Annotated in this window: 17 protein-coding genes and 1 pseudogene; 11 read left to right on the forward strand and 7 right to left on the reverse strand. The window is 69.2% G+C overall.

The genetic code is table 11. The features are described 5' to 3' along the window. The first annotated feature begins 17 nt into the window (after positions 1 to 17). Complete coding sequence (locus tag A5750_RS00690) at positions 18 to 2789, forward strand: RNA helicase (RefSeq protein WP_067260604.1); 2772 nt, start codon at positions 18 to 20, stop codon at positions 2787 to 2789. A 79-nt stretch (positions 2790 to 2868) separates the two neighbouring features. Continuing rightward, positions 2869 to 3624 carry a DUF4333 domain-containing protein gene (locus A5750_RS00695; protein WP_067260607.1) on the forward strand — a complete coding sequence of 252 codons (756 nt, stop codon included), beginning with the start codon at positions 2869 to 2871 and terminating at the stop codon, positions 3622 to 3624. Between the two features lie 4 nt (positions 3625 to 3628). Here A5750_RS00695 and A5750_RS00700 read toward each other — a convergent pair whose 3' ends face one another. Next, on the reverse strand, positions 3629 to 4585 hold the full coding sequence (locus A5750_RS00700; RefSeq protein ID WP_067260610.1) for a 5'-3' exonuclease: 957 nt from the start codon (positions 4583 to 4585) through the stop codon (positions 3629 to 3631). A gap of 101 nt (positions 4586 to 4686) precedes the next feature. Between A5750_RS00700 and A5750_RS00705 the strand changes: the two genes are divergently transcribed. The 4 genes from A5750_RS00705 to A5750_RS25080 all read left to right on the forward strand — a co-directional run bounded on the left by A5750_RS00705 (position 4687) and on the right by A5750_RS25080 (position 11394). Beyond that, positions 4687 to 5814, forward strand: coding sequence for a Xaa-Pro peptidase family protein (locus A5750_RS00705; protein WP_067260613.1), 1128 nt, complete (start codon positions 4687 to 4689; stop codon positions 5812 to 5814). A 35-nt stretch (positions 5815 to 5849) separates the two neighbouring features. Continuing rightward, the gene (locus A5750_RS00710) at positions 5850 to 8105 is read left to right on the forward strand and encodes an alpha/beta hydrolase-fold protein (RefSeq protein WP_067260615.1); all 2256 of its coding nucleotides are present in this window, start codon (positions 5850 to 5852) and stop codon (positions 8103 to 8105) included. A gap of 89 nt (positions 8106 to 8194) precedes the next feature. Continuing rightward, positions 8195 to 11134: an ADP-ribosyltransferase gene (locus A5750_RS26220; RefSeq protein WP_082959015.1), complete on the forward strand. Its 2940-nt coding sequence runs from the start codon at positions 8195 to 8197 to the stop codon at positions 11132 to 11134. A 14-nt stretch (positions 11135 to 11148) separates the two neighbouring features. Beyond that, complete coding sequence (locus A5750_RS25080) at positions 11149 to 11394, forward strand: hypothetical protein (protein WP_231989080.1); 246 nt, start codon at positions 11149 to 11151, stop codon at positions 11392 to 11394. 74 nt (positions 11395 to 11468) lie between these two features. Here the strand turns inward: A5750_RS25080 and A5750_RS00720 are convergent, their stop codons facing one another. Continuing rightward, positions 11469 to 11882, reverse strand: a complete 414-nt coding sequence (locus A5750_RS00720) for a F420-dependent biliverdin reductase (protein ID WP_066949040.1) — start codon at positions 11880 to 11882, stop codon at positions 11469 to 11471. 35 nt (positions 11883 to 11917) lie between these two features. Here A5750_RS00720 and A5750_RS00725 point away from each other — a divergent pair, with 35 nt between their 5' ends. From A5750_RS00725 to A5750_RS00740, 4 genes are read left to right on the forward strand one after another with little or no spacing between them, the layout of a single operon-like run. After that, positions 11918 to 12667, forward strand: a complete 750-nt coding sequence (locus A5750_RS00725; RefSeq protein ID WP_067260619.1) for an SDR family NAD(P)-dependent oxidoreductase — start codon at positions 11918 to 11920, stop codon at positions 12665 to 12667. Continuing rightward, positions 12664 to 13836 carry a bifunctional cobalt-precorrin-7 (C(5))-methyltransferase/cobalt-precorrin-6B (C(15))-methyltransferase gene (locus A5750_RS00730; RefSeq protein WP_066949027.1) on the forward strand — a complete coding sequence of 391 codons (1173 nt, stop codon included), beginning with the start codon at positions 12664 to 12666 and terminating at the stop codon, positions 13834 to 13836. The genes A5750_RS00725 and A5750_RS00730 overlap by 4 nt, the downstream gene beginning before the upstream one ends. Beyond that, on the forward strand, positions 13833 to 14588 hold the full coding sequence (cobM, locus tag A5750_RS00735) for a precorrin-4 C(11)-methyltransferase (protein WP_067260884.1): 756 nt from the start codon (positions 13833 to 13835) through the stop codon (positions 14586 to 14588). The genes A5750_RS00730 and cobM overlap by 4 nt, the downstream gene beginning before the upstream one ends. Continuing rightward, complete coding sequence (locus A5750_RS00740; RefSeq protein WP_067260624.1) at positions 14588 to 15316, forward strand: cobalt-precorrin-6A reductase; 729 nt, start codon at positions 14588 to 14590, stop codon at positions 15314 to 15316. Before cobM ends, A5750_RS00740 begins: the two co-directional genes overlap by 1 nt. Here the strand turns inward: A5750_RS00740 and sigC are convergent. Beyond that, entirely contained in the window at positions 15313 to 15870 is a 558-nt protein-coding gene (sigC, locus tag A5750_RS26225) for an RNA polymerase sigma factor SigC (RefSeq protein WP_231989093.1), read from the reverse strand. The two genes, A5750_RS00740 and sigC, sit on opposite strands and share 4 nt — an antisense overlap. Before the next feature lie 129 nt (positions 15871 to 15999). Further along, a pseudogene (locus tag A5750_RS26495) lies at positions 16000 to 16776 on the reverse strand (DUF2275 domain-containing protein); the annotation flags it as partial. A gap of 43 nt (positions 16777 to 16819) precedes the next feature. Between A5750_RS26495 and A5750_RS00750 the strand changes: the two are divergent. Beyond that, complete coding sequence (locus A5750_RS00750; RefSeq protein WP_067260628.1) at positions 16820 to 18403, forward strand: PPE family protein; 1584 nt, start codon at positions 16820 to 16822, stop codon at positions 18401 to 18403. Here A5750_RS00750 and A5750_RS00755 read toward each other — a convergent pair. Genes A5750_RS00755 through cobG form a run of 3 tightly spaced genes read right to left on the reverse strand, consistent with a single transcriptional unit; the run spans position 18400 to position 21606 of the window. Continuing rightward, complete coding sequence (locus A5750_RS00755; protein ID WP_067260632.1) at positions 18400 to 19881, reverse strand: precorrin-2 C(20)-methyltransferase; 1482 nt, start codon at positions 19879 to 19881, stop codon at positions 18400 to 18402. The two genes, A5750_RS00750 and A5750_RS00755, sit on opposite strands and share 4 nt — an antisense overlap. Further along, positions 19878 to 20504, reverse strand: coding sequence for a precorrin-8X methylmutase (locus A5750_RS00760; protein WP_066949011.1), 627 nt, complete (start codon positions 20502 to 20504; stop codon positions 19878 to 19880). Before A5750_RS00760 ends, A5750_RS00755 begins: the two co-directional genes overlap by 4 nt. Positions 20505 to 20508: 4 nt before the next feature. Beyond that, positions 20509 to 21606, reverse strand: a complete 1098-nt coding sequence (gene cobG, locus A5750_RS00765) for a precorrin-3B synthase (protein ID WP_066949008.1) — start codon at positions 21604 to 21606, stop codon at positions 20509 to 20511. Between the last annotated feature and the right edge of the window lie 49 nt (positions 21607 to 21655).

Here is a 21655-nt window from a genome sequence, read left to right on the forward strand (position 1 = left end):
CGTCGGTGCCACAGGACGTGACGGAGCTCGTCGAGCTGACCCGATTCACCGCGGAACTGCCCTTTGCGCTGGACGGCTTTCAGCAGCGGGCGTGCGCCGCGCTCGAGCGCGGTCACGGCGTGCTGGTCTGCGCGCCGACGGGGGCGGGCAAGACGGTGGTGGGCGAATTCGCCGTGCACCTGGCGCTGGCCGCGGGCGGCAAGTGCTTCTACACCACGCCACTCAAGGCGCTGAGCAATCAGAAGCACACCGACCTGACCGCGCGCTACGGGCGCGACCGGATCGGCCTGCTGACCGGTGACATGTCGGTGAACGCCGACGCTCCCGTGGTGGTGATGACCACCGAGGTGCTGCGCAACATGCTCTACGCCGATTCGCCTGCGCTGCAAGGGCTTTCCTACGTGGTGATGGATGAGGTGCATTTCCTGGCCGACCGGATGCGCGGCCCGGTATGGGAGGAAGTGATCCTGCACCTGCCCGACGAGGTGCGAGTGGTCAGCCTGTCGGCGACGGTGAGCAACGCCGAGGAATTCGGCGGCTGGATCCAGACGGTGCGGGGCGATACGACCGTAGTGGTCGACGAGCATCGGCCGGTGCCGCTGTGGCAACACGTCTTGGTGGGCAAGCGCCTCTTCGACCTGTTCGACTACCGCGGCTCCGAAGCCGGCGGACAGCCGATCGCCGGCCACGAGTCGCGCGTGAGCCCGGACCTGGTGCGCCACATCGCGCATCGCCGGGAGGCGGACCGGATGTCGGACTGGCAGCCGCGCAGGTCGCGGGGCGGGCGCGGTGCGCCTGGCCGGCCGCGGTTCTATCGTCCGCCCGGCCGGGCGGACGTGATCGCGACGCTGAACTCCGAGGGGCTGCTGCCGGCGATCACGTTCGTGTTCTCCCGCGCCGGCTGCGACGCCGCCGTCCAGCAGTGCCTGCGCTCGCCGCTGCGGCTGACCACCGAGGAGGAGCGCGCGCAGATCGCCGAGGTGATCGAGCACCGGTGCGGTGATCTTGCCGACGCCGACCTGGCGGTGCTCGGCTACTACGAGTGGCGCGAGGGGCTGTTGCGCGGTCTGGCGGCCCACCACGCCGGGATGTTGCCTGTTTTCCGGCACACCGTCGAGGAGCTGTTCACCGCCGGGCTGGTCAAGGCGGTCTTCGCTACCGAGACCTTGGCGCTCGGCATCAACATGCCCGCCCGCACGGTGGTGCTCGAACGTCTGGTGAAGTTCAACGGCGAGCAGCACATGCCGCTGACGCCGGGGGAGTACACGCAGCTGACCGGGCGCGCCGGGCGGCGCGGCATCGACGTCGAGGGCCACGCGGTGGTGCTGTGGAATCCCACCGACGAGAACACCGAGCCGGCCGCCGTGGCGGGCCTGGCGTCCACCCGCACCTTCCCGCTGCGCAGCTCGTTCGCCCCGTCGTACAACATGACGATCAACCTCGTGCAACAGATGGGTCCCGAGCAGGCCCATCGGCTGCTGGAGCAGTCGTTCGCCCAGTATCAGGCCGACCGCTCGGTGGTCGGCCTGGTCCGCGGCATCGAGCGCGGCACGGCGATGCTCGGCGAGATCGCCGCCGAGCTCGGCGGGCCGAAGGCGCCGATCCTGGACTATGCCCGGATGCGTGCGCGCATCACCGAGATGGAGCGCGCGCAGTCCCGCGCGTCGCGGCTGCAGCGGCGGCAGGCGGCCAGTGACGCGCTGGCCGCGCTGCGGCGCGGGGACATCATCAACATCACCCACGGCCGGCGCGGCGGGCTGGCGGTGGTATTGGAATCCGCCCGCGACGGCGACGATCCGCGCCCGCTGGTGCTCACCGAAAACCGCTGGGCCGGCCGGATTTCGACGGCCGACTACTCGGGAGCGGCGGCCCCGGTCGGTTCGATGCCGTTGCCCAAGAGGGTCGAGCACCGGCAACCGCGGGTCCGTCGTGACCTGGCGTCCGCGCTGCGGTCGGCGGCCGCCGGGTTGGCCGTTCCGGCGAGGCGGCGCAGCGGTCGCGGCGACGACGACGGCTTCCACGACCCCGAGCTGGCGTCGTTGCGCGAGGAGCTTCGTCGGCACCCGTCGCACAACGAACCCGGCGTGGAGGCCCAGGTCCGGCAGGCCGAGCGCTACCTGCGCATCGAACGCGACAACGCCCAATTGGAGAAAAAGGTTGCCGCCGCGACCAATTCGCTGGCGCGGACGTTCGACCGGATCGTCGGCCTGCTCACCGAGCGTGGCTTCATTCGAGGCCCGGAAACCGATCCCCACGTCACCGACGACGGCCGGCTGCTGGCTCGCATCTACAGCGAGAGCGACCTCCTGGTCGCCGAATGCCTGCGCACCGGCGCGTGGGCCGATCTGAAGCCCGCCGAGCTGGCCGCGGTGGTCTCGGCGGTGCTGTACGAGAGCAGGGGCTCTGAGGGCCCGCGGGCGGCCTTCGCCGCCGAGGCGCCCACCCAGCACGTGCGGCAGGCGCTGCAGCAAACGTCGCGGTTGTCGTATGCGTTGCGCACCGACGAGCAGACACACCGGATCGCACCCAGTCGGGAGCCCGACGACGGTTTCGTCAACGTCATGTATCGCTGGGCCAAGACCGGCGACCTGGCCGCCGCGCTGGCGGCCGTCGACCCGGCCGGCACCGGCTCGCCGCTGCTGGCGGGGGATTTCGTGCGCTGGTGCCGGCAGGTGCTCGATCTGTTGGACCAGATTCGCAACGCCGCCCCGGACCCCGAGCTGCGCGCCACCGCCAAGCGCGCCATCAACGACGTTCGGCGCGGCGTCGTCGCTGTTGACGCCGGGTAGGCTGAGCCGAAGCTACCGTAGATGCGGAAATCACAACGCCGATGATTCGTGCCGAGACACAAGGGGCTGAGGAGAGACGATGAGCGGACCGCAGGGACCGGAACAGCAGTGGCAACCGCCCGGCCAGGGCGATCACTCCTCCGAGCCGACCCAGGTCGGCTCGCCCTGGCAGCAGCAGCCGGGCCAGGAGGCGACCTGGCAGGCCCCGGCTTACACGCCGCCCGCCGATTACCCGCAGTACCAACAGCCGGCCGAGCAGGCCTACCCTCAGCAATACCCGCAGCAGCCCGGATATCAGCAGCCCGGGCAATACGGGCAGCCCGGTCAATATGCGCAGCCCGGCCAGTACGGGCAGCCGGGGCAATACGGCCAGCCGGGTCAGTACCAGCAGCCGGGGCAATACGGTCAGCCGGGACAGTACGGTCAGCCCGGACAATACGGTCAGCCGGGCCAGTACCCGCAGCAGTACCCGCCGTACGAGCAGCAGCCGGCCAAGAAGCGGTCGGTCGGCGTAATCGCCGGCGTGGGCGGGGTGATCGCGTTCCTGCTCATTGCGGTCGTACTGATACTCGGCTTCTGGCAGCCCGGGTTCTTCGTCACCACCAAGCTGGACGTCAACAAGGCGCAGACCGGTGTGCAGCAAGTCCTGTCCGACGAGAGCAACGGCTATGGGGCCAAGAACGTCCAGAACGTCAAGTGCAACCACGGCCAGAACCCCACCGTCAAGAAGGGTGCCACCTTCGACTGCGACGTCAGCATTGACGGCGCCCCCAAGCACGTGACGGTGACCTTCCAGGACAACAAGGGCACCTACGAGGTCGGCCGCCCGCAATAGCCGGCTACGTCGGCAGCGCGTCGAGCGCTTTCTGCAACCGGGCTATCGAGGACCCGACGCCCAGTTTGGTCGCCAGCTTCGCCGTGCGTTGCGGGTCGTCGGCCACCAGTGGTAGCGCGTCGGTCGGCGTCGACAAGCTGACGGGCGCGTCGGTGGCCACCCGCACCACCTGCCCCGCGGCCTCGATGTAGTCGGTCGCGCCCAGCAGTTTCGAGCGCAAACCCTTGGCCATCTTCGATTTCGGATCGTAGGCGGCCGCCAGGATTTGTTCCAGCGATCCGTGCTGAGCCAGCAGGGTCGCCGCCGTCTTCTCGCCGACGCCCGGGACGCCCGGCAGGCCGTCGGACGGATCGCCGCGCATCAGCGCGAATTCGGCGTAGGCCGGCCCCGCCCGATGCTCCGGCACACCGTAGTGTTCGGCGACCTCAGGCGGCCCGAACAGGGTGGCTTTGGTCAGCCCGCGGCCCAGGTAGAGCACCCGGACCGGAACGGGATCGTCCGACACCACCTGCAACAGGTCGCGGTCGCCACTGACCACCACCACCGGGTCACGGCGTTCCCGGGCGGCGAGCGTGCCGAGCACATCGTCGGCCTCGAATCCTTCGGCGCCCGCGGTCGGGATCCCGAAGGCGTCCAACAGGTCCATGATCATGTCGATCTGCGGTGTCAGGTCGTCGGGGACCTCCTCGACGTCCGGCTCACCTGCGGGCTCTGGCTGCGCGACACGATGCGCCTTGTAGGAGGGGACGAGGTCCACCCGGAACTGCGGTCGCCAATCCAGGTCCAGGCACACCACCAGCCGACTGGGGCGTTGTTGGTTGATCACCACGGCCATCGAGTCGATGAATCCGCGCACGGCGTTGACGGGCCGGCCATCTGGGGCGGTGATCGAGGACGGCACCCCGAAATACGACCGGAACCACATGCTGGCCCCGTCGAGTAGCAGTAGCGGCGATCGCAAGCGCGGCGAAGCCGGGCGTAGCGGGTCGCCGCTCGTAGCTGAGGCCGCAGGCATGCTGGCTATCCTGCCAGCGCCGACGCCAACCGGTTAGCCTGGCTGCCATGGAATCTCATCGGTTCGGCGCCGGGGTGTATGCCCGCCGGCTGGCGGCGGCGGCCGCGGCGACCGCTGACGCGGGGTTGTCCGGGCTGGTAATCACGCCTGGGTACGACCTGCGTTACCTCGTCGGTTCGCGCGCCCAGACCCTCGAGCGTTTCACGGCGCTGGTTCTGCCGGCGTCCGGTGACCCGACGGTGGTCGTCCCGCGGCTCGAGCTGGCCTCGCTCAAGGGGTCGGCCATCGCGGAACTGGGGCTGGCGGTGCGGGATTGGGTGGACGGGGACGACCCTTACCAACTGGTCGGAGCGGCGTTCGGCGGCGGTCCCGCGGCCGCAGCCGTCACCGATTCCATGCCGGCCCTGCACCTGCTGCCGCTGGCCGGCGTGCTCGGAGTGCTGCCCGTCCTGGCCACCGACGTGATGCGCACGCTGCGGATGGTCAAGGAGGAAGGCGAAATAGACGCGCTGCGCAAAGCAGGCGCGGCTATCGATCGCGTGCATGCCCGGGTGCCGGAGTTTCTGGTCCCCGGCCGCACCGAGGCCGACGTGGCCGCCGACATCGCGGAAGCGATTGTCGCCGAAGGGCATTCAGAGGTATCTTTCATCATCGTCGGCTCCGGACCGCACAGCGCCGACCCGCACCACGGCTACTCGGATCGCGAACTGCAAGTCGGTGACATCGTCGTCGTCGACATCGGCGGGGCGTACGAGCCCGGGTATCACTCCGACTCGACCCGCACCTACAGCATCGGCGAGCCGAAACCCGAGGTGGCGCAGTGCTATTCGGTGCTACAGCGCGCCCAACGCGCGGCCGTCGACGCGGTGCGTCCGGGCGTGACGGCCGAGCAGGTCGACGCGGCCGCACGCGACGTGCTGGCCGACGCCGGGCTTGCGGAGGCTTTTGTGCACCGCACCGGCCACGGCATCGGGCTGTCCGTTCACGAGGAGCCTTACATCGTCGCGGGCAATGACCTGCCGCTGGCCGCGGGCATGGCCTTCTCGATCGAGCCCGGCATTTACTTCCCGGGCCTATGGGGTGCCCGCATCGAGGACATCGTCGTCGTGACCGACGACGGCGGCCTGGCCGTCAACAACCGGCCGCACGACTTGATCGTGGTGCCGGCGGCTTAGCATCCGGGCCTTTGCGGCGCGTACGTTTGGGCTTGATGTCACTTCTCGATTTGACTCTGCTTCCGATTCGCATCGCACGCCACATCGCCGACACACTGGTGCATCCCGCCGCACCGGCACCCGCGCCACCGGCTGAGCTCGTCGCGGTCGGCGGGATGCCCGAGGGGGTGCCGCCGGCGGCCCTACGCCCCGAGCCGCAACTTCCGCTGCCGTCGGGATGGCCGTTCGGCGAGGAGTTTCCGCGGACCTGTGGCGCCGGCCGCGTGGCCGGCGGTGCCCTCTTTTGGACCGATTTCCTGTACGACGACCACGGGGCGACCGGCCTGCCGATCGGCGACCTGAAAGTGCAGGCGCCGCCGCGCGGCACCTACATCTATCCCGATGGTCCCGCTGCCCGCAACGGCGCCGACATCTTCCGGGTGGCGATCGGGCTCACCGCGACCCACACGTGGTGGCGGATCGACTGGAACACCTTGCTCGACGCGTCGGTTCCCATCGCGCTGTTCACCCTCGACACCGACCCAGCCCGGACCGCGCCGCAGCAGTGGCCCGCCGGGGCCGGGGTGCGCTCGGCCGGAATCGACATGGCCCTGCTGGTTTCGGGCAGCGGCGCCGCGCTGATCGACCTGACCACCCAGTCCGCCACGCCCGTACAGCACAGCGTCGACATGGGCTCGCGATCGTTTCTGGCGCAGGTGCCGCGGACCTTGCTGGAGCCGGCCGGCACCTGGACGGTGCGGCTGGCATCGGGGCTGGCCAATGGGTCGGGTGACGCGTTCGCCGACGTGCCCGCCGAGCATGGTGCGCTGCCCGGGCAGCCCAACGTCTACAACGTCGCGTTCCGCACCGACGAACAGGAGCCGCCGCACCTGAACTTCTGGTCGGATTCCGCCCAGGCCGAGGCCTTGACCGGCGGCGACGTGTCGAAGTTCGCCGTTAAGGTGGCGTGGGATCGGCTGGCGGTCGGCGAGACCGCCGCCGAGCCGGTGATCACCGGCCCGTCGACGCGGTGGTACGTGTCCTCGGTCGAGTTGGGCCAGGGTGTCGCCGCGGACGACATCTTGAGCACCAAGCCGCAGTTCCTCGGCCGGGTGCAGCCGTATTCGGTATGCCTGCCCTCGACTTTCAAGCCGGGCCGCACGCTGCCCTTGACCCTGTTGCTGCATTCGCTCGCCCTGGGACAGAGCCAGTTCGCCGCCATCGACCCCCGTTTGCTGCATCAAGTGTGCGAGGGCCGCGACTCGGTGGTGGTCACGCCGCTGGCCCGAGGCCCGTCGACGTGGTATTTCGACACCGGAGAACTCGACGTCTGGGAAGTGTGGGCGCGCGTCGCCGAACAACTGGGCACCGATCCCAATCGCACCGTGATCTCGGGCTACTCGATGGGTGGTTATGCGGCCTACAAGTTGGGATTGACTTATCCGCAAGTGTTTTCGCAGGCGGTCGTGCTGGCCGGTCCGCCGGCGTGCGGGGTGCGGCTGCTTCCCGACGTCGACATCCCGGCCGATCTCGACCCGGACTCGCCGTGTGCCCGCGAGGGCGATACCTGGAAGCTGCTGGTGAACGCCCGCTGGCTGCCCTATGTCATCGCGCACGGGCTGGTCGACGAGCTGGTGCCGTTCCCGTCGGCCGCCGAACAGGTGCTCGAACTCGACAGGCTGGGCTACCGGCACCGATTCACCGTGTATCCGCTCGAGGATCACATCGCCTGGGTGTTGCAGGACAAGTTCGAAGACCCGATCGCCCACATGGAAACCGGCTTACGCCAAGCGGATCCGGGACACATCACGTTTGCGTGGCATCCGCAATTGGTGCGCGATGACCTGGGTATCGGGCCGCATCGGGTGTGGTGGCTGTCGGATCTGACGGCGGACCCCGCTGTGACGGCGCGGCGCGGGGCCGTCGCCGAAGTCGACGCACGTTCGTATGCGCGCCCGGACCCCACCCACACCGTTCGGCATCATCGCGGGTTCATCCTGAACTTCGACCCGACCCCGGGTGTGTACAGCGAACTGGACTGGCGGGTGGGCCCGCCGGTCGGTCCGTTGCCGTATCTCACGCTGCGGCTCACCGGCGTAGCCGGGATCACGGTTGATGTCCAGCGGGCCGGACTGGCCGCCTTGCCGGCATCGACGATCACGGTGGCCACCGACACCGCCGCCCGGATCACCCTGCATGGGCTGCCTGGCGGGCTCAGTGTGCAACTTGACGGTCGGCCAGCCGGACCGGCCTTCGCGGTGCCGGCGGGACGGCACCGCATCACGTTGGCCGCACAGGTTGTTGACGAATGAGTTGTGGCTCCGTTGTGAGCGCGGCTAGCTTGGCAAAGCCATCACTGGGTGAATAGCGCCTGCGTGCGGGCTGGACGAGAATTTCGCGCGTGGCTCCGTTAGCGGTGGATCCCGAGGCGTTGTACGCCGCGGGTAGCGCGGTGGCAGCCGCTGGCGACGCTTTGGCGGCGAACCTGTCGATCTTGACGGCCGGCTTTTCGGCCCACACCGGTGTTGACCGAGCCGGCGAGGTGTTCGGCTTGACGTATCAGGAGAAGGCCGAGTCGGTGCTGAAGGCGGCCGCTGCCGCCGTCAACGCCTGCCGGAAAAGCGGGGCCGTCATACAGCAAGGCGCGTCGAACTACTCCCACGTCGACGCGGCGTCGACGCTGGGCGGCGGACGTGGTGCTTTGACGCCACCGTCCCCGCCGGCCGAGCTTGCCGCGCCAGGGCCGCCTGGGACGTGGGGGCCCGGCCAGCCGCCTCCTCCGCTGTGGGCGCTCGTGCAATCGTTTGTCCTCGAGGCATGGCCCGACGGCGACGTGGCGGGTCTGCGTGCGGCTGCATCTCGTTGGCGCGCCTTCGGTGCGGCAGCCACCGGTGTGAAGGGGAGCCTCAACGCGTCCAAGATGCTGTTCGACGGCCAACACATTCCTGAAGGCGAGAAGATCGACCACGCGTTGACCGAAATCGGCTCGTCGACAGCGACTATCGGCGACCTGTGCGACGCATTGGCCCGCACCATCGACACGTTCGCGAATAAGGTCGACCACGCCCAAACCGCGATCCGGGATCTGTTGCGTCGCATCGAGTCCCTGGGCGACCTCGGTCACGACGTGATGCTCATCATCGACGGCGACGCGTGGGACGAGATCAAACAGATCGTCAAGGACATCAATGCAGTGCTGCAGCATCTTGGGCAGGAAGCCAGGGCCTGCGAGGACGCGATCAGGTTCGTCATGCAAGAGGCCGATCGCGCGGTCACCACATGCGAGAAGTACGCGCGCCGCGGGCTCGTCCAATTCCTCGGGGACGACGTCGGTAACCCCATCGCGACGATAGCCGACACCTGGATCAATGCCCAGGAGGGCGTCCTCAAAGGTGTGGTCGGCATGGGGTTGGGCCTCGTCGACCTGAGCCCGCATTGGATCGCCGCCGATCCCCAGGGTGCGGCCGCCACGTGGACCGGCTTGGTGAAAAACGCCTGGAAAGAAAGTTTGATCAATGCCGCGGTCAATCCCAACGAATTCGCAGAAGCGAGGCTGCAGGAGCTGAAAGGCCTTGTGCATGCGAAGGATTGGAGTACGGCTCGGCCGGGATTGGCCGCCGGTGAAGTCGCATTCGACGGCTTCACGCTGATCGCCCCAGGCCTCGGCGAGGCAGGTGCAGCGGCCGATGGTGCGGGAGCGGCTGCACGTGGCGCAGGGGAAGAGGCCGAGGCCGCGGGTGGCGCTGCTGGGCGCGCCGGTGGGGAAGGCGCAGCGGGAGCGCGCGCCGCGCTGACTGACATCACCAAGGCCGGCGGCGACGTGACCAAGAACCTCGAAGGCGTTGCGGGTGATCTGCCGGAAATCAAACCGCCCGCTGGTGGTACGCCGGTGGGTCTGCCATCTGGCAAACCGTTTGAGCCGCCGGTCGAGTCGGCGCCACGGCCGGGGGATGGCCCACCGAGTGCGCCTCACGAGACCCCGGCCGATCCACCGCCCCCGGAGGTTCCCGGACCGGGGGCTGGTCCGCACGATCCGGTGCTCGCGCACTCCGAGGCTCCGAGGGCTCAGACGGGTAGCAGTGGTCCTCACGAGCCGCCGGCGACACTGTCGGAGAACCCGGCTGGTCCAGGTCCGCGAGGACCTGAGGCGGTGCCCGAAGAGCCGTCGCACGCACCCGGTCCAATGAGCGATCCGCATGATCCGGCGTCTGCCCAGGCAGAGACCCCGGCCAATCCGGCGCGTGCGGCTCCGCATGAGCACGCTTCGGCCCCGGTAGAGGCGCCACATGAGCCCGCACCCAGTCCAATGAGCGGTCCGCGCGAGCCAGCGTCCGTGCCGCCAGCGGCTCCGCATGACACCGCGTCGGTGCCTACGGAGCATCCGAATGGGCCAGCCTCGGCGCCGCCGGCGGGTCCACATGAGCCAGCGCCGGGAGTTGGTCCGCGCGAGCCGGCGCGGCTACCGATGGAAGGCCCACATGAACCGGTTTCAGCTCCCGCAGCCGGCACGCCTGTCGTTCCGGTGGGCGATGCGGTTGGTGAGAGGGTGCCGTCAACGATTCCCCAACTGGCTGAACATGCTCCGCCGCGTGGGCCGGAACCGCCGACCCGCCCTCCAGTTGAGCCCGTGCCCCTCGTCGCGCACTCACCGCAAGCTGCGTCGGCGGTCAAGTCCGCGCCACGCGCGCCCGGCCCAGCAGGTCGCGAGGCTGAATTGCCAGCATCCGCCGGCGGCCCGCGTGGTCCTGGGAAAGGTAGTCAGGCCGGCGTTCGGTCAAGCCCCCCTCTCAATGAGAGCGCCCAACGGCCCGGCGGAAATGGTTCGCCGGGCGGCCAGCATCCCACGCCGGGCGAGGACGCCTACCCTGGAAACCCTGGTGATCGTTTGGACCCAGATGATTTCGGGGCACTCGCCGACTACACTGGACCGGGCTACCAAGACCTGAATAGCGCGTTAAGGAGCGGTTTAGTGGACGCGTCTCAACAGGTTCGCGTGCAGGCACTAACAAATGCGTTAGCTAAGCTGCCTCCGTATCAAGGCCCAGTAATTCGAGGTACAAATCTGCCGCCGGAGGTGCTTGCTCGCTACCGACCCGGCGAAGTTATTACAGAGGACGCTTTCCTAAGCACTTCAACGGATACAGGTGTGGCACGGTCGCCATCGTTCGCAGGGAATGTAGAGTTCAGAATTCTTTCCAAGACAGGACGAGACATCTCGTCGTTTTCAGTATTCCCTGGTGAACAAGAAGTGCTGTTTACTGCTGGAACCAAATTCTACATCGTCAGTAAGGTGGTTGATCCGCTGACAGGACGAACAGTCATTCGAATGGTTGAACGCTAGGTTCAGAGTGTCAAATGAGCGATAACGACAGGAGGCCAGAAGTGAGCGAGAGGATCGCTGGCAAGACGTTTTCTACACCCGAAGAGGCAGGTGTAACTCCGCCGACAGAAGAGGAGCTGGCGGAGGCGCAAAGGATCTTCGATGAATTCGAGCAGAAGATAAACGCGGTTCCTCCGGAAGATCGAGTGACAGATGTATCGCCCAAGTTTTGGGATGACATTTCGGGTACTGAATTTGACCCACGCAGGAAAGGCCAGTAAGACGGACGATACAGACGCATGGCCGAAGGTGGGCCGGGTCGCATTGAAATCGTCTGTCGGCGAATGCGTCGCCGCTACTGCTCGCCCCGGTCCAGCAATCCCGACGATCCCAACACCCGCTCCACCCGCACCTCGATAACCACTCGCCGCGGGTTGGGACGCGGGGTGCGATACCGCTGGGCGTACCGCAGTTCGGCATCGCGGACGGCGTCGCCATCGCTGTTCACCTTGGACCGGCCCTCGAGCGACAGCCACCGCGCGCCGTCGACCTGACTGAGTACCGCCACCCCGCCACGATCGGCGTTTACCGCCTTCTGCGAACCGCCGGTGGTGATGACCCGCGCGATGTGCGTCTTGGGATCGAACGTGAAGCCCACCGCCACCACATGGGGCGAATTGTCGGCTCGCAGCGTGGTCAGCATGGCCAGATGCCGTTCGGACAGAAACGCCAGCGCATCGTCGGTGAGCCGGGTAGTGGTATTCGCCATCACCGCCCACGCTAGCGCAGGCGATAATCGCACCCGTGGACGACACGGGCGCAGGACCAGTACTAATCCTGGGCGGACGCAGCGAGATCGGCATCGAGCTGGCGCGGTTACTGGCGCCCGGGGCGACAGTGGTGCTGGCCGCCCGCAAGGCCGATCAACTCGACGGGCAGGTCGCTGCGCTCAAAGCCGCCGGCGCGACGGCGGTGCACACCGAGGAGTTCGACGCCGACGATCTGGGGTCGCACGGGCCGCTGGTCGCCTCCGTCGTCGCCGATCACGGCCCCATCGCCACGGTCGTGCTGGCGTTCGGAATCCTCGGCGACCAGTCCCGCGCCGAGACTGACGCCGCGCACGCGGTGTCCATCGTGCACACCGATTACGTCGCCCAGGTCAGCATGCTCACCCACTTGGCCACTGCCATGCGCAAAGCCGGCAAAGGCGAACTGGTGGTGTTCTCCTCGATCGCCGGCGCGCGCGTGCGTCGCGCCAACTACGTCTACGGCTCGGCCAAGGCCGGCCTGGACGGCTTCGCCAACGGCCTGGCCGACGCCCTGCATGGCACCGGGGTCAAACTGCTGATCGCCCGTCCGGGCTTCGTGATCGGACGCATGACGCGCGGTATGGATCCGGCGCCGCTGTCCAGCACCCCCGCGCAGGTGGCCAAGGCCACGGCGCGAGCGCTGGCGAAGGGCCGGCGGACCGTATGGATCCCGTGGGCGCTTGGGCCGGCCGCCGCCGTGATGCGGCTGCTGCCGCAGTTCATCTGGCGCAGGATGCCGCGATGATCATCGTGGTCGGCATCGGAGCCGACGGCATGGCTGGGCTCGCTGAAACGTCGTGTCGTGAATTACGAAGGGCCACAGTCATTTACGGGTCCAAGCGGCAACTCGACCTGCTCGACGACACCATCACCGCGCCGCGCCGGCAGTGGCCCTCCCCGATGCTGCCCGCCCTGCAGACCCTGCGAGACCGCCACGCCGAAGACATCCACGTGGTGGCCAGCGGCGACCCGCTCCTGCACGGCATCGGGGGCACGTTGATCCGGCTGTACGGACCGCAACAAGTCAGGGTGTTGCCGCATGTGTCCTCGGTGACGCTGGCCTGCGCGCGGATGGGCTGGAACCTTCACGACACGGAGGTGATCAGTTTGGTCACCGCGCAGCCGCACACCGCGGTTCGCCGCGGCGGCCAGGCCATCGTGCTGTCGAAAAACGCGGCCACACCCCAAGAACTCGCCGCACTCCTCGACGTGCATGGCCGCGGCGACTCCGAGTTCACCGTTCTGGAAAACCTCGGCGGCCCAACGGAACACCGTCGTGACGGCACCGCACGCCACTGGGCAGACAGCGCGTCGGCGGACGTCGACGACCTCAACGTCGTCGCCATCCGCTACCTGCCCGACGATCGCCTGTCGCCGCTGCCAGACGACGCGTTCGCCCACGACGGGCAGATCACCAAGCACGGAATCCGCGCGGTGACGCTCGCGGCGCTGGCCCCACGTCCGGGCGAACGGCTCTGGGACGTCGGTGCGGGCTCGGGCAGCGTCGGCGTCGAGTGGTGTTTGAGTTGGAGCGGTTGTAGCGCGGTCGCATTCGAACGTGACGAACAGCGGCGCCGCAACATCGGTTACAACGCAGCGGCGTTCGGCGTCGACATCGAAGTCCGCGGCGACGCCCCGGGAGCGTTTGACGGGCTCGAGCCACCGGCGGCCATCTTCATCGGCGGCGGCCTCACCCAGCCCGGTCTGCTCGATGCATGCCTCGACCACTTGCGCACCGGTGGTCGCCTCGTCGCCAATGCGGTCACCGCGGAATCCGAAGCGGCTCTAGCGCAGTCATATTCGCGTCTGGGGGGTCGGCTGCGGCGCTTCCAGCACTATCAGGGCGAGCCGCTCGGGGACTTCACCGGATGGCGCCCGCAGATGCCGGTCACCCAGTGGGCGGTGACGACATGACCGTGTATTTCATCGGTGCGGGTCCGGGCGCGGCCGACCTGATCACCGTCCGCGGCCAGCGGCTCCTTCAGCGATGCCCGGTGTGCCTGTATGCGGGTTCGATCATGCCCGACGACCTGTTGGCCCTGTGCGCACCCGGGGCGAAAGTCATTGACACCGGCCCGCTGACGCTGGAGCAGATCATCGCCGAACTGGCCGACGCCGACGCCGACGGCCATGACGTGGCGCGGCTGCACTCCGGTGACCCGTCGCTCTACAGCGCGCTGGCCGAGCAATGCCGCCGGCTCGACGCGCTGGGCATCGACTACGAAATCGCGCCCGGTGTACCGGCGTTCGCCGCGGCGGCGGCCGCGCTCAAGCGCGAGCTCACCGTTCCCGGTGTCGCGCAGACCGTAACCCTGAGCCGGGTCGCCACCCTGTCGACCGCCATGCCGCCCGGTGAAGACCTGATCGCGCTCGCCCAATCCGGCGCCACGCTGGTCCTGCATCTGGCCGCGGCCCAGATCGATGCCATCGTCCCGCAACTCCTTGAAGGCGGCTACCGACCCGAAACACCGGCTGCCGTTGTGGCTTTCGCCAGCTGGCCGCAGCAAGTGGTGCTGCGCGGCACGCTCGCCGACATCGCCGGGCAGATGCGGGGGGCCGGCGTCACCAAGACGGCGGTGATCGTCGTCGGCGATGTGCTGGCCGCCGAGGGATTCACCGACAGCTATCTGTATTCGACTGGGCGATCGCGGGGGAGCGGGCACTGATGCGGGTACTGCTGCTCGGCGGCACGGCCGAAGGGCGTGCGCTGGCGGAGGTCCTGCACCCACGCGTCGACATCGTCAGTTCCCTCGCCGGCCGGGTGCCCGACCCCGCGCTGCCGGTCGGCCCGGTCCGCGTCGGCGGCTTCGGCGGCGTCGACGGGCTACGGCGATGGCTGCTCGATGAACGCGTCGGCGCCGTCATCGATGCAACCCACCCGTTCGCGGCCACCATGACCGCACACGCTGCACAAGCCTGCGCTGAGCTGCAGATCCCGCATCTGGTGCTGGCCCGACCGGCGTGGGATCCCGGCGACGCAATAGTCGTCGACTCGGACACCAAAGCGGCGGAAGCCGTTGCAAAGCATGACTTCTCGCGGGTGTTTCTCACCACGGGACGCTCCGGGACGAGGGCATTCGCGGGCAGCGACGCATGGTTTCTGATCCGGGCGGTCACCGAACCCGACCCCGCGTCGCTGCCGCGCCGCCACCAGTTGGTGCTCTCCCGCGGCCCGTATCGTTACGACGACGAGCTCGCGCTGTTGCGCGAACACCGCATCGACGCCCTGGTCACCAAGAACAGCGGCGGGCAGATGACGCGGGCGAAATTGGATGCCGCTGCGGCACTGGGCATTCCGCTGGTGGTGGTGGCGCGCCCGCCGCTACCGGCAGGGGTGACGGCGGTCGGCAGCGTCGACGAAGCCGCGAAATGGCTAGCGGCGCTGCACAACTAGCCCGTCAGGTCGTCGCGCTCGGCGTCGGCGGCCAGCAGCGCGTCGCGGGCGCGCGCGACGCGGGACCGGATGGTGCCCACCGGGCAGCCGCACACCGCGGCGGCGTCGGCGTAGGGCAGTCCGAGCAATTGGGTGAGCAACAAAGCTTCTCGTTGCTCGGGGGTGAGGCTCGCGATCATCGTCGTCACTTCGACCAGGTCTTCGAACCCCCGGGCGTGGCGGTCACCGCGCAGAACGTGTTCCGGGTCGGCGCCGAGGGCGGCGCGCGGCCGCGACTGCACGTGGCGGATGTGGTCGGCCACGACGCGGCGCGCAATGGAGAGCAGCCAGGTCCGGGCGCTCGAGCGCCCGGAGAACCGTTCGATGGCGCCAATCGCGCGCAGGAACGTCTCCTGGGTGAGGTCGTCGGCGCTGCCCGCGTCGGACAGATATGTGACAAACCGCCACACGTCTTGCTGGGTGGCTTTGATGAAACTCTCTAGCGCCCGGTCATTCCCACGCGCGGCGGCCAACGCGAGTTCGGTAACGGCCTCGTCATCGCTGGGCGCGACCATGGCGAACCACCTTTGTTTCGCGGGCGGACTGAGTCTACGACGGCCTGTCGTAGGGGCTGCGGTGGGGTCGAGGGCCGCCCGGTTGATGGGCCAGAGGTGACCGCGTCGCCGGGCGACCGGGGAGTCCGCCGACCAGTCGGCGTCGTCCGCCGTGTCGGAGGCGCCGGCTCGGTCTGATCGGACCCGTTCCCGCGCCACCAGCAGCGCGAACGCGAGGCCCAGGAGCAAGGGCATGTGGCTGGCGATCCGCGTTGCCGTGACGTCGCCCGCGAAGGCGTCGACGATTACGTATCCCAACAGTGCGACGGAATAGACCCCCGTAATCGCCGCCACGCCAATCGCGGTGACGGGCCAGACACCCGCGGCAACCATCGCCAGGCCCAGGGCCAGCAACCAGGCGGTGGACTCGTGCATCAGGTGCTCACCGGACATCGCGCCGTGCATGTGGCTAGACACCATCCCGAAATCGATGCCGCTGATCTGGGCGGCAGCGATCGCCACCTGGAACACGCCGACACCGATCAGGCCCCATCGCCGGTAGTGCGAGCGAAGCCAGCGCATCCGGCGCTGGCGCCCGGACGACTCCTCGCCGATGCTCGCCATGATCTTCGTGACCAGGTCGGGCCCGTCGGCCGGCTCGACCGTGGCCAGCCGGCGAGTCTGGGCCGCGGCGCCGATGAGCCAGGAGCGGCAACGTCGGCACGATTCGAGATGGGCGTCGACCTGCTGCGCGAGCACCTGGGGACGTTCGCCGTCCAGTCGAGCCGAAAGCGCCTCACGCACCGCGTCACACCGCATCCCTGCATCGTTGCGCATGCCCGGTCCGCGCGCAAAGACCAGGGAAATCAGACGGCGGGAACTAAACCGTCCGGCAAACCGACCACTGAACGTCAACAGCCCCGACATTCACCGAAGAGGTATTCGTGTTCGTGCCCGAAGGCCACCGACGATGACCGCCCCGATCTGGATCGCCTTCCCGCCTGAGGTGCACTCGACGTTGCTCAGCAGCGGCCCCGGACCCGGGCCGCTGCTCGCCGCCGCCGCGACATGGTCGGAGATGGGCACTCAATACGGCGAGGCGGCAGACGAACTCACCGGCTTACTGGGCGCCGTGCAGGGCGGTGCATGGGAGGGCCCCAGCGCCGAACAGTACGTCGCGGCCCACGCCCCGTACCTGGGCTGGCTGCTTGAAAGCTCCGCCAAGAGCGCGACCGCGGCAGCGCTGCACGAGACGGCGGCCGACGCTTACACCGCGGCCCTGGCCGCCATGCCGACGATGCCTGAGCTCGCCGCTAACCATGCGACCCACGCGGCGTTGGTGGCGACGAATTTCTTCGGCATCAACACCATCCCCATCGCCGTGAACGAAGCCGAATATGCGCGCATGTGGGTGCAAGCCGCCGCGACCATGACCACCTACCAGGCCGTCAGTGAATCGGCCCTCGCGGCGGTTCCTGCCACCGCGCCGGCGCCGGCGATCGTCATCCCGGGAGCGGAGGCGAGCGTCGCGAGTCTGCAGGCGGCCGACACCCAGCAGCAGGCGACGCAGACCTATCCGTCCTGGCAGGACCAGCTCACGGCGTGGCTGCAGCAGTACACCAAGAATTTCGCCTGGCCGGTGTCCAAAGACCTCAATCCCGGTGGCTGGCCGTTCCCGCCGATGCCTTTCGTCAACGGTCTCGCCTCCTTCTTCGGTCAGTTGGGTTTCTCGCCGGCCCTCTCCAGCGCGCTCGGCTGGGCGATTTTCCACACGCTGATGATCTTCTGGCCCTTCATGCAGGCCGCGATCCAGATGGCCGTGGTGCTGGCCCCAATGGTCGTCTCCGTCCTGGGCGCCGCCGCGGCAGGGGGAGCGGCGGCGGCGGTCACCGCGGTCAGCGTCGCGGCCCCGCTCTCGGTCGCCCCGCCGCTGCCCGCTTCCGCGCCGGCACCGGCGCCGATGGCGTCCGCGGCGAGTCCGACCATCAGCACCGCGCCGGCAAGCGTGAGCAACGCTCCGACGATGTCCAGCTCGCCCGCACCGACGGTGGCCTCGCCGGCCGGCGCCGGACCCGTCGGCGGCGGGCCGGGCGCCGGTTTCAGTCCCACGGCCACGGACGGCATCGGCGCGGGCATGTCCGATGCCTTGTACGCGGTGGGACTGTCGGGGCTTGCGGCGCGCGGCAGCGCGAGCGGGCGGGCGCGCCGCAAGTCCGAGGAGCCCGTGCCCGACGACGTCGACGCGCCCGCCGCCGCCGCGGCGGCGGCAGCGGCCAAGAAGATGGCAAGGGCGCGTCGGCGCCGCGCCGGGACCGCCACGGACCGCGCGTACCGCTACGAATTCATGGACCTCGACGAGGACTCGGGCGTGGAGGGCGAAGACGCGGACACTGTGCGCGACTCGGGTCAGGGCGCGGGACCGCTCGGATTCGCCGGGGCGGCAACGAAATCCGGTGTCACCCAGCCCGCCGGGTTGGCGACGCTGACCCGCGACGGGTTCAGCGATGGCCCCACCGTACCGATGCTGCCCAGCAGCTGGGGCAGCAAGGATTAACCGACCGGATAGCGCCTTGGTGTGAACACCCGGTCGCCGGAATCGCTTGCGTGCCACTGGGTTTGCGAGGAACCGACGATCAGCAGACAGCGCATGTCCACCTCGCCGGGGTCGAGATCGGCCAGCCGCACCACGCGGACGTCCTCGTCGGGCCCAGAAACACTGCGGCCGATCACTACCGGCGTCCCGGGCTCGCGATGTTCCAGCAGCAGGTCGCGCATCGCGCCGACCTGCCAGGTTCGCGTCTTGGACGCCGGGTTGTAGATGGCCAGCACGAGATCGGCGGCGGCCGCGGCGGCCAGGCGCTGCGAGATGATTTCCCACGGCTTGAGCCGGTCGGACAGCGAGATCACCGCGTAGTCGTGGCCTAACGGAGCGCCGACGCGGCTGGCGACGGCCTGTGCGGCCGTCATCGCCGGAATGACCCGGACCCGCACTCCCGGCCACTCTTTGGCCTCTTCGAGCACGGCGGTGGCCATCGCGAAGACTCCCGGATCGCCGGACGACACCACCGCCACGGCCCGCCCTTGCTCGGCCAACGTGCACGCCAGCCGGGCGCGCTCCGGTTCGTCGGTGTTGTCGCTGGGGTGCCGCCGCTGGCCGTCGCGCACCGGGACGCGGTCCAGGTAGCCGCCGTAGCCGATCAGGTCGGTGGCGGTGGCCAGCTCGCGCCGGCTCTGCGGCGTCATCCAGTCGCTGTCGCCGGGCCCCAGACCCAGCACCGCGACGGTGCCGGCATGGGGCGACCGCCGTCCGCGGCGCCCACCCGGCAACATGGCCAGCGAGAAGTACGGCACGCCCGCCTCGTCGACGTCGGCGGCGGGCATGATGCGCTGCCCGCCGGTGCTGGCGCGCTCGACGTAATAGGCGTCGTCAAGCTGCCCAGACGCCGAAAGCGCTTCGCGCACAGCATGATACGAACGACCCAGCTTTAGCACCACGGCGGCGTCGGCGTCGGCCAGGCGGCGGGTCAGGTCGGCGACGGGCAGGGTGCCCGGCAGCACGGAGAGCACCTCGTCACCGGCCACCAACGGCGTCGCGATGGCCGCCGACGCGGCGCTGACCGACGTCACCCCCGGCACGATGACGGCGTCGAACCGCTGCGTCAGCCGGGTGTGCAAGTGCATGTACGAGCTGTAAAAGAGTGGGTCGCCCTCGGCGAGTAGCGCCACGTTGCGGCCCGCGTCGAGGTGGGCGGCGATACGCGCGGTGGCTTCGGCGTAGAAGTCCTCCAGCGCGCCCGCGTAGCCGCCGGGGTGGTCGGTCACCTCGGTGGTCACCGGGTAAACCAGGTGCTCCTCGATCTGGCCGGGCCGTAAGTATGGTTCGGCGATGCCGCGCGCGATGCTGCGGCCGTGCCGGGCGCTGTGGTAGGCCACCACATCGGCCTCGCCGATCACCCGGGCCGCCTTGACTGTCACCAGTTCCGGGTCACCGGGACCCAGCCCGACTCCCCATAGCGTTCCCCGGGCGGTCATTCGCGGTCGCTCGCGATCGCGTTGACCGCCGCGGCGGCCATGGCGCTGCCGCCGCGGCGGCCCCGCACCACCAGATAGGACATCCCGCGCGGACGGTCGATGAGTTCCTGCTTGGACTGGGCCGACCCGACGAATCCGACCGGGCCGCCAAGCACCCCGGCCGGCGGGGAAACCCCTTCGTCGATCAGCTCGAGCAGCCGGAACAGCGCGGTCGGCGCGTTGCCGATCGCGAGCACGGCGCCCGGCAGCTGGTCGGCCCACAGCTCCACCCCGGCCGCCGATCGAGTGGTGTTCCGGCGCGCGGCCAGCTCGGCGGCGCGCGGATCGGCCACCAGCGACACCACCTCGTTGCCGGCCGGCAGCCGCGCGCCGGTGATGCCGGCCGCCACCATCGACGAATCGCACAGCACGGGGGCGCCCCCGCGCAGGGCGGCACCGACGCGCGCGACGACGTCATCCGTATAGGCGACATGCTCGGCGAGATCGACCTGCCCGCAGGTGTGGATCAATCGGACTACCACCCGCGCGATGTCTTCCGGGAACGGGGTCAGGTCGGCTTCGGCTCGAATAGCCGCGAACGACTGGCGATAGATCTCAGCTGCGTCGCGGATGTAGTCGAGCACCCGATTACCGTAGCTGGCGGTATCCGTCGCCAGTCGCCAGCAGCACCTCACCGGTAAGCGGGCTGCCGCACGCGCGGTCGCAGCCGACGAAGTGGCGATGCACTCCCGCATCCCCGCCCGCCGCCGCGGCCGCGTCGGCCCGCACGTCGGCGAGAGAATGCGTGCACCCTGGGCTGCCGGTGCAGGCGCTGACGTTCAGCCAGGGGGAGTTCTCGTCGAAGACCAGACCCAATGGCGCCAACACCCGCAGCGCGACGTCGGCGACGGCCTCGTCGAGGTCGCACACCAACACCGACCGCCAGGGCGTGATCACCAGCGGGACCTCGATCGCCGCCAGGTATTCGGCGACGCGCGCGGACAGCACCCCCAGCGGCACCGCGGCGCCGAGCGCCACCCGGCCGTCATCCTGGTTGATCCAGCCCACCGGTGGCCTGGTGACCGCGGGAAAGCGGGCGACGCCGAGCTCGACCCCGGGCAGCAGGCTTTCGATATCGTCCAATTCCTTGATGCGCCAAGCGGTTCCGCGCGTAGCCGCGAACCGACCCGCGATGCCGACCAGCGTCTCGACCACCTCGCTGGCCGCCAGCCGGACACCGGTGTCGCGTCCGGTAAGCAGCAGCGCGCAGCCGTCGGGGAACGCGTGCACGCCGACATCGGCGCACAGGCCCGATACGTCGGCGCGCCCGTCGTCGAAACTGAACCAGAATCGGCCGCCCAGCTCGACGAGGCCCGGCTCGGCGCAGATTGCCGCGTCCAGCTTGGCCACCCACGGCCGCGCATCGAGATTCCCGCCGGCGCGCCCCGACAACGGCGACGCGACGATATTGCGGACCCGCTCGTGGGTGTCCGAGGGCAAGAGCCCGGCGTGGGCTATCGCCTCGGCGGCCGCCGCCACATCGGTGATGCCCCGCACCTGCACGTTGCCGCGAGCGGTGAGCTCCAGCGTCGACGAGCCATACGCGCTCGACACGTGTGCCAGCGCCGCCAGCTGATCGGCCGTCAGCATGCCGCCGGGCAGCCGGATCCGCGCCAGGGCACCGTCGGCCGCCCGGTGCACCTGTAGCGCACCCGGGCAGGCGTCGGTGTCGCGGGCTCTGGCCATGTGCCCACGGTACCGAGGGGTCCCGATCTCGCGCCGAACGTGCACTCAC

This window comes from Mycobacterium sp. 852002-51613_SCH5001154, from assembly GCF_001667425.1.
Lineage (GTDB): Bacteria > Actinomycetota > Actinomycetes > Mycobacteriales > Mycobacteriaceae > Mycobacterium.

Excerpts from the sequence above, each read along its gene's own strand:
- A5750_RS00695 (WP_067260607.1), top strand. The coding sequence starts at position 2,869 with ATGAGCGGACCGCAGGGACCGGAACAGCAGTGGCAACCGCCCGGCCAG.
- A5750_RS00705 (WP_067260613.1), top strand. The coding sequence starts at position 4,687 with ATGGAATCTCATCGGTTCGGCGCCGGGGTGTATGCCCGCCGGCTGGCG.
- A5750_RS00710 (WP_067260615.1), top strand. The coding sequence starts at position 5,850 with ATGTCACTTCTCGATTTGACTCTGCTTCCGATTCGCATCGCACGCCAC.
- A5750_RS25080 (WP_231989080.1), top strand. The coding sequence starts at position 11,149 with ATGAGCGATAACGACAGGAGGCCAGAAGTGAGCGAGAGGATCGCTGGC.
- A5750_RS00720 (WP_066949040.1), bottom strand. The coding sequence starts at position 11,882 with ATGGCGAATACCACTACCCGGCTCACCGACGATGCGCTGGCGTTTCTG.
- A5750_RS00730 (WP_066949027.1), top strand. The coding sequence starts at position 12,664 with ATGATCATCGTGGTCGGCATCGGAGCCGACGGCATGGCTGGGCTCGCT.
- cobM (WP_067260884.1), top strand. The coding sequence starts at position 13,833 with ATGACCGTGTATTTCATCGGTGCGGGTCCGGGCGCGGCCGACCTGATC.
- A5750_RS00740 (WP_067260624.1), top strand. The coding sequence starts at position 14,588 with ATGCGGGTACTGCTGCTCGGCGGCACGGCCGAAGGGCGTGCGCTGGCG.
- sigC (WP_231989093.1), bottom strand. The coding sequence starts at position 15,870 with ATGGTCGCGCCCAGCGATGACGAGGCCGTTACCGAACTCGCGTTGGCC.
- A5750_RS00750 (WP_067260628.1), top strand. The coding sequence starts at position 16,820 with ATGACCGCCCCGATCTGGATCGCCTTCCCGCCTGAGGTGCACTCGACG.
- A5750_RS00755 (WP_067260632.1), bottom strand. The coding sequence starts at position 19,881 with ATGACCGCCCGGGGAACGCTATGGGGAGTCGGGCTGGGTCCCGGTGAC.
- cobG (WP_066949008.1), bottom strand. The coding sequence starts at position 21,606 with ATGGCCAGAGCCCGCGACACCGACGCCTGCCCGGGTGCGCTACAGGTG.